We start from the raw sequence: 2,409 nt of genomic DNA on the forward strand, positions 1-2,409 counted from the left end.
TGAAATGGTGCTACCCCTGGTGGTAATCGATGTCAGTGACAAGGTCAGTCACAACTCCGACTATCAAATTACCCTGGAAGATGTACAAGCTTGGGAACAGAAATACGGTTTGGTGCCAGAAGGGGCATTTGTCGCAATGCGTACGGATTGGTCTAAGGCTTGGCCTAGTATGACCAAAATGCGAAATGCTGATGCTAATGGTATTGCCCATTATCCTGGCTGGAGCGCTGAAGTACTCAAATATCTGTACGAAGAACGCTACATTACTGCTTCCGGTCATGAAACAACTGATACTGACCCTGGAATTGCCACTAGCCAAGGGGACTATTCCCTAGAGAATTATATTCTCAGCCAAGACAAGTATCAGATAGAGTTGCTGACTAACTTGGATCAGGTGCCGGAGTATGGTGCGATCGCAATCGTAACCTTTCCTAAGCCCCTCAAAGGCTCTGGTTTCCCAGCAAGGGTCTTCGCAATTATTCCCTAGTGCTGGAATTTACTGCTGGAATTTTAGTTAGCGATCGCATTGATTAGTTAGCGAACGCCTTTGGCGCGGCTATGCCGAACGCATTTATCGATTCATGATTATCTCTAGCAGCAATAAATCACAAATCAATCGAATTGGTATATAGGGCTTAGCGCTATATATATTTAGGAACCTTTGGCAGATTCACTGTCTTCATTGAGCGCGGTCAAATAATTCTAATGGAAGAGGTTATCTACCGAGAGGCAGATCTAACCTAAGAGTTGTGTCCTGGACAATAATTTTCCCGACATAGTTGACATTTCCTGACATTTTCTTTGATGATGTAAGTGTAACAACCAAGGCACGCGCTAATGAATGGATCAGTCAACTATGTCCCTCCAAGGGTCGCTGCCGCTAGACTTGGGGTCAGTACAAAAACACTCGAAAGATGGCTCAATGAAGGCAAGATACAAGGTATCAGAACCCCTGGAGGTCAAAGACGATACGACCTGGACTCGGTCGTCTCTATTCCTTGCACAAAAACAACAACAGACAACAGGGCGACAATTCTATATGCAAGAGTTTCAAGTCGCTCTCAAAAAAATGACCTTGAGCAACAAGTACAGTTTCTTAAGTCTCGTTACCCAGACGCAGAAATCATTCGAGATATTGGAAGTGGACTCAACTTCAGCAGAAAAGGTCTTCGTACCTTACTGGACAGAGTTCTCGACGGTACTTGCAAATATATTGTCGTTGCCCACAAAGATAGGCTTTGCCGTTTTGGGTTCGATCTTGTCTCATGGTTGTGCTCTAAATTCGAAACTAAAATACTGGTTCTCGACGAAAAGAACCTCAGCCCAGAACAGGAGATGGTTGAAGATGTTCTGGCAGTCATCCACGTCTTCAGTTGCCGATTGTACGGACTTAGGAAGTACAAGCTGCATATTATTAAAGACTGTGAGTTACCAAGTTTACCCAAGCAAAGAACTTGAGGATATTTGGAAGAAATGGATGGCCGCTGTTCGTCAGGTGTATAACATTTCTATTGAACAATTAAACAAGAACCAAGGTTATACAAAAGTAGGAAAAAAAGGGGGAAAATATGGTTTTCGAACTTGGTTAAAACAATCGGGACTTATCCCACAATGGTGTAAAGACCTAAATGTCTCCAAAATTCTAGACAACGCTTCCATGGAAGCTTATCGCGCTTGGAAGGAAACGGCTAAACTGCCCTTATTTGTGGGAAAAGGGAAGAAACGCAAACCATTACCACAAGCTGGACTAAAGATAGCTAAATTTCGCAGTGTACGGGATCATAAACAGACAATCCAGTTTGATCCTACGGCTTACAAGGCTGGCAGATGGATGGTTTCTACGACCAAGCATTTACCAAAACCCGAATTCAAAGGTCATGACTTCTGTATACTTACCGATGGTGCTACAGAACTTACTTATAACAAGGGTCGGTGGTTTGCGCACTTTCCTGTAGAATTTGACCTTGAGCCTACTGAAACTAAAAAAGTGATAGCTCTAGACCCCGGAGTCAGAACCTTCATGACTGGTTTTGACGGTACTGAATTCCTGGAGTTTGGCGACAACGATTTTCAGCGAATAGCTAAACTTTGTTCGCATTTAGATAAATTAAAAAGTAAGCATGATAAATCGAAAGGACATATATACAAACATCGTCGATACAAGTTAAAAGCAGCGATGGAAAAGCTTAGGACTAGGATTAAAAATCTTAGAGCTGAACTACACAAACAAGTAGCTTCCTATTTAGCAAGGAACTACGATGTGATTGTTTTACCAACTTTTAACACATCACAAATGGTTCCACGAAAGAAGCGAATCACACCCATTCTCTATGCGATCCCGGCGCAATTGCTTGCCTATTATACGGCGGTTGCAAAAGGTACAGACGTGGACCAGCCACGCAATCTTGA

General features: G+C 42.9%; 3 protein-coding genes. All 3 read left to right on the forward strand.

Going from position 1 to position 2,409, the window contains the following annotated elements:
* On the forward strand, positions 1–487 hold a 487-nt coding region (locus F6K49_RS41590), incomplete at its 5' end, for a cyclase family protein (protein ID WP_293107048.1).
* Positions 488–837: 350 nt separating this feature from the next.
* Positions 838–1,458, forward strand: coding sequence for an IS607 family transposase (locus tag F6K49_RS41595; protein WP_075903378.1), 621 nt, complete (start codon positions 838–840; stop codon positions 1,456–1,458).
* Positions 1,424–2,409: transposase (locus tag F6K49_RS41600; RefSeq protein WP_293107053.1), on the forward strand; the 986-nt coding region annotated here is incomplete at its 3' end. The genes F6K49_RS41595 and F6K49_RS41600, both read left to right, overlap by 35 nt.

The sequence above is a fragment of the Moorena sp. SIO3I6 genome (genome assembly GCF_010672095.1).